The 4909-nt window shown below is 50.4% G+C and carries 4 protein-coding genes and 3 pseudogenes; 1 reads left to right on the top strand and 6 read right to left on the bottom strand.

Annotated elements, in window-relative coordinates:
- Nucleotides 1–151: 151 nt before the first annotated feature.
- Nucleotides 152–346 (top strand): annotated as a pseudogene (locus tag ACPUER_RS35880) (transposase); the annotation flags it as partial.
- 1 nt (nucleotide 347) lies between these two features.
- On the opposite strand, the pseudogene ACPUER_RS35875 reads toward ACPUER_RS35880, so the two are convergent.
- From ACPUER_RS35875 to ACPUER_RS35850, 6 genes and pseudogenes are all read right to left on the bottom strand, one after another.
- Nucleotides 348–479 (bottom strand): annotated as a pseudogene (locus ACPUER_RS35875) (transposase); the annotation flags it as partial.
- A 300-nt stretch (nucleotides 480–779) separates the two neighbouring features.
- Nucleotides 780–2192, bottom strand: a complete 1413-nt coding sequence (locus ACPUER_RS35870) for a hypothetical protein (RefSeq protein ID WP_425133463.1) — start codon at nucleotides 2190–2192, stop codon at nucleotides 780–782.
- Nucleotides 2193–2342: 150 nt separating this feature from the next.
- The gene (locus tag ACPUER_RS35865) at nucleotides 2343–3596 is read right to left on the bottom strand and encodes a hypothetical protein (RefSeq protein ID WP_425133462.1); all 1254 of its coding nucleotides are present in this window, start codon (nucleotides 3594–3596) and stop codon (nucleotides 2343–2345) included.
- Nucleotides 3597–3607: 11 nt separating this feature from the next.
- A pseudogene (locus ACPUER_RS35860) lies at nucleotides 3608–3898 on the bottom strand (transposase); the annotation flags it as partial.
- Nucleotides 3899–3925: 27 nt separating this feature from the next.
- Entirely contained in the window at nucleotides 3926–4516 is a 591-nt protein-coding gene (locus ACPUER_RS35855) for a hypothetical protein (RefSeq protein WP_425133461.1), read from the bottom strand.
- Nucleotides 4513–4909, bottom strand: a 397-nt coding sequence (locus ACPUER_RS35850; RefSeq protein WP_425133460.1) for a filamentous hemagglutinin N-terminal domain-containing protein, incomplete at its 5' end; no start/stop codon positions are given. The genes ACPUER_RS35850 and ACPUER_RS35855, both read right to left, overlap by 4 nt.

Below are 4909 nucleotides of genomic sequence, written 5' to 3'. Positions count from 1 at the left end.
CATGATCCTTCTCGACTTCTCGAAACTCGTTGGCGCAGACTGCCCGATCATCAGCAGGCAAGCGCTCGATCGCTTCAAGACTGGAGCGGATTGAGGCCGGGCGAAAAAAATGGAAGCCAACGTTTCGTAAAATCGAGAAACGGAGGCATGGATGAATCGAATTCCAAGAGCGGTCTATACGAAGGAGCTTCGCGACGAAGCGGTCAAGTTGGCGTTGACTGAAGGTGTTGGGGTATCGGAAGCTTCCCGGCGGTTGTCGATCCCAATGAAAACGCTGGCAAACTGGGTGCGCGCGGCGAAGGCCGGGAAGCTGAAAGATATCGGTCGGCACCAGAAGCCACTGACGGCCCCACAAAACGCTGAAAACTCAGCCGGTCCAGCAGCTGGAACTCCATCTGCTCGTCGCTGAGGTTGTAGAGCTGCTGCACCACCAGCACCCGCACCATCAGTTCGGTCGGAAACGGCGGGCGACCACCGCGCTCTCCGCCCGGCCGGGGCACCGCCTCGTCGATCTCCTCCCAGCGCCGCAAAATCCACGTGCTCGCCCAGCTTGCTCAGCGCATCACCTATCTTGTCCAGCTTGGTCTCACGTTCCTGCTCCGCGAACAGACTCACCTTGATCATCTTCACATCCTCATGCCTTCGGCCTCAGTGGCATCATGCCAGCGTCCGAACGGTTTTTCGAGGTGCCCAATCATTTTGTTAGAGACTTTTAGCGCGACAGAACCCTCCCGGTCGCCCCGCAAGGACCCTGCTGAACAAAGCCCCCAACAACGCCATCATTCACTGACAAATGCGCCTTGCTCATTCCATTCAATCTTGACAAGCTGCCGTTCGCCACCAGATTCCTTGTCGTAATAGAGCGCGACACAGGGAAGATCGCCAATGTCTTTCTTCAAGATTTGAAATAGATCTTGATTGGCAATCAAATATTGACCAACCTCGCCTTTATTCATGGGCGCAAATCCACCAGAAGACAGGTCAACGGCAATCGCAGAAATTCCGTCTCGCACATCTTGCCTCTCAACGAGAAACAGAAGTTCGGTGAGGGGTTCGAATTCACCCGATCTATGCTTCGTCACATGCTTTAGCAGGCTCCCAAGTGTTTCCTGGTTATTTTCCCTCGAATCGAGAGATGTTCCGCCTTCGCTTAACTTAAATTTCTTATCTCGGAATACGGGATCACATATATCACCCGAAACAAGAGCAGAGTAGGCATTATTGCCACTCCCGACAAAGGCGGAAAATTTCCGATTCTCCGTAAGACCCGCAGTTGTAAATGCATTTTGTATGGATACATCTTCCACATTGAAAATGATTGCCGCGGTCAAGCCAGCCAGCAAGTGCTTTTCTTTGCTCGCAAAATCAATTATAGGTTGAAGCTCGAGGGGCCATGTGTTGTTGCGATAATATAATCCAGTATTGTTCAGGATGAGATTTTTGTAATGCTCAAGCGACTCATAATAGGCGCCCTCCCTATCAATGCCTTGCGATTGAAGAAATTTCGGCAGAATCGAAACCATGGCCTGCGGGTGAGTATTCAAAGTGCCAACAGGTGAGTATAGATTGGCCTTCGATTTCCTACAAAGGACGCTGCCAGATAAATTGCACTTATTATGCGAAATCGTCATATCGGATAAAGAGTGCAAATTAAAGTTGTCTCGTCGAATCGAATTGGAGTTTTGAAAGGAATGTAGATCTAAAATCACCCCATTAATTCGCTGCGCATTCCCGCTTTCATTTTGAACGGACACCAGGAATGGCTTTCCCCCATTAAACTCAGCTATCACATCGGCTATATTTTTTTGCGATACTGATGCCCCCGTTTCTTCGGTGGCGGCCGCCCTGACAGGCAGGCTGGCAATGTTGTATTGCCTGGAAATGCAATCATTTCCACGATAACGTATCGTCTGAACAAGCACTTGACCGCCGTCAGCGACATCCTGCGAAAAATTACCTTTATAACCCTCGCCCGCATACTCCCTCAGTCTCCGGTACGCGAGAAAAGATTTATCCTCACCCTTTCGAATAAAATTATCCAACAACTTCAGCACTTCCTTCTTGTTGCAATATTCAAACCAATCGGTTACATGTTTGGCAACCTCCTGGGAAGCCACTTCATATTTTGGTTCTGTTGCGCCGCAATTGCGGCGTGACGCATGAGTGGAAAGGTTGCTTTCAATAGGTGGCATTCTGAACTCTAGATGTCGTGATAGAAATTAAATTTGGCACCACCATAATTGGCGCATCAAGTCGGCGCTGTTGCAAGGTCTGTTCCTCGACTTCAGTCAGAACAACAATGCACTTCATGCGGGGCTCGTGGGGTTCGCCAAAGTTAAGCCTCATTCTCGTTTGCCAGCAATACTTACTGGCTTATCGGCCGTCCGAATTCCCGGCGCCGCCTCTGTTTCCTCATGGAATACTTGCCGAACAAGATTTTGCATTTCTTCGTTGCCGATTGAAAATTTTCGGTTTCCAATGCGATTTGAAAAAGGTTCCAAATAAATAACCTCATTCCATTGCATTTCCAGCCCTTGCTCTGCTGCACCTGCATTGACTTCGACAAAAGAATGATGTTCATCTTGAACGAGGTCGGCATACAATGCAAAACGCATAAGCTCGCTCCATGCACGATCGTCCTCTATCTCGAGCTCAGCTTTCGCACCCGGAGCAAGTATGCGTCCCGCAAGCATGAACCAAAATGTTGTGCCCGATACTCCAGCTAGCACTGGCAGGTTGGCATCTGAGGCCCTTTTATTAAAATCACTGTCTGATGCAGGACGCCAAACAGATTTTCCATAACCGCTTTGTATTTTAATATCATCCAATGGGATGGCATTGTTCTTTGCAAATTCCGTCGCTGTTGCGGCGGATTTTAAAAAATAATCAGATGCCACCTTGGCTCGATTTCCATCCGCCTGAAGATGATATTTCAATTGCGGCACTGACAAACTACGATTTGCCACCAGATATTCTGCACTTTCCAACGGCGTGTCTCCGACAACGCGTTCGCGGCTTTTGGATTGACACTCTTTAAAGCGGTCTTGATATCGAAATAAATCGCCGTCATTTTTCTTGTTTTTTTTCAAAAGAAGATTGAAATCTATCAAATTTGAAAATCGCCCCCTCTCTGAATCCGAGAGGTTCGCAATGCGCTCCAAGGAATTAAGGAAAAATTGGCTGCAGATTAGTGAATTAAACTGGCAGCATTGCTCTCTAAGATCGCCATGATATCTGACCCTCATAATCGCAATGCCGTTGTGACCGACGCTACCGACCCAGGAGAAATCGGGAACCTGCACCACTCCTCCCTCATAAACGCTGTAATTTTTAACAGGCGAAACAGCTTGAATAATGCCCAGCGTCCCATCCTTCTCCCCATGAAGAGAGAGCAATACATTCCAGGCAGTATTGAGCGCGGCTTGAATGGCGGATTGCGCAGCGGGAGTGGCTGCGATCTTTCTTGCCAAAGCAACTTCTGTGGCGTGGCTCATTCCATTTCGGATTTGGCTCTCTAGTGAAAACGTATCGTTTTTTTCTGGGTTTTGTTGAGCCACAATTTGAGAGGAGGGCGGGGGAGGGAGGGGGATTTTCATAAAAGGTCAGTTCAAAAACCTTGCTCAGCTCGCCTGAAGATGTTCCAGCAGACGAGCGCGCAGCCAAGTTTCAAGAATGCTTCGTGAATGTCGGCACGTCGCTCGAAGCGCGTGCGTAGACGACGGAAATTGTGGAGCCAGGAGTGCGTACGTTCGACCATCCAACGATACTTTCCGAGCCCGCTGCCGTGTTCGGTCCGGCGCTTCGCAATCACGGGCCTGATGCCGCGCTCACGCAGCGCACGTCGGTGTCGCGTGGAATCGTAGCCGCGATCGGCGTAGACGACGCCGGGCTTCTGAAGGGCACCTCGAAAAACCGCTCTTTTGAACTAACAATCTGCGGTTGTAGACGCGCTCATGAAACATGGAAAATTCGATACCACATCGTCAACCTGGATGATCGATCCCCAAGGAGGTGGGCAGTCACGACTATGCTCGACTACGCGAAGAAATTCACCGGGAAGTGTAGGCAAGTCAATGAGAGCGCGATCCATGTTTACTACCATATTCGACTCTTCGGTGGAAAGTGGTTCCCCTGAAGCCAGCTTCGCATTTAGCTCATAATTCATTCCGCCAGATATGACTTTTGTATTGTCACTGTAGCGCCCACTTTCATCTTCGGTGGATGTCCACTGCCTAAGGGCGAGTCGCTCTGCCTGCGGCAATTGCGCAACTCGGCGCTCAAAATCGGTTGCATCGATCCACGGTTGACGCAACATTACACCCGACTCGGAAAATAAATGGTCCTCAGCAGCACGATTCCCCCAAGTCGAAACGTGGAAGTTCTTTGCGCTACCATTTAATAATACGTTTACGTGCGTGGTAATATCTGGATTTCTTGAGGGAGCACTATCCGTGGATTGCGCACTAACGATAGAATGCGAGCCAACGATCGGCAACATGTGAGCAACCTTCTTCACGCGTGATTTGATTCAACAAAAAATTTCAGTATGCCGTAGTGGAGCGCGGCGTTCTTGCACAAATCGACCACGCGCGAGGTAGAGGTGGCCTCGTCGCCTTGCGTCACACCAATCCGCACCGTACCGTCCGCTTGCGGCAGCACCTGACCCGTCGTCACGCCTAACCGCCCTACATTCAGCGTCGTCAGTCCGTTGATCGTCACGCCATGCTGGTTTGCCACCAGCACGTCCAGCTTGCCGCCGAACGACTCCAGCGTGCCCTGCAGCGCGCTGCGCTGCTGCGTCACCTCCAGCAGCGCCGCCGTAAGCGGCTCGAGCTGGCCGTTCGGCCACGGGGCCTGATCGAATGTATCGTAGTTCCCACTAAATTTTTTAGTGGGAAGCAAAGTGGAC

This window comes from Burkholderia sp. DN3021 (assembly GCF_049805555.1).
GTDB classification, from domain to species: Bacteria; Pseudomonadota; Gammaproteobacteria; order Burkholderiales; family Burkholderiaceae; genus Burkholderia; species Burkholderia pyrrocinia_C.
This window is presented reverse-complemented; position numbering and strand designations above follow the sequence as displayed.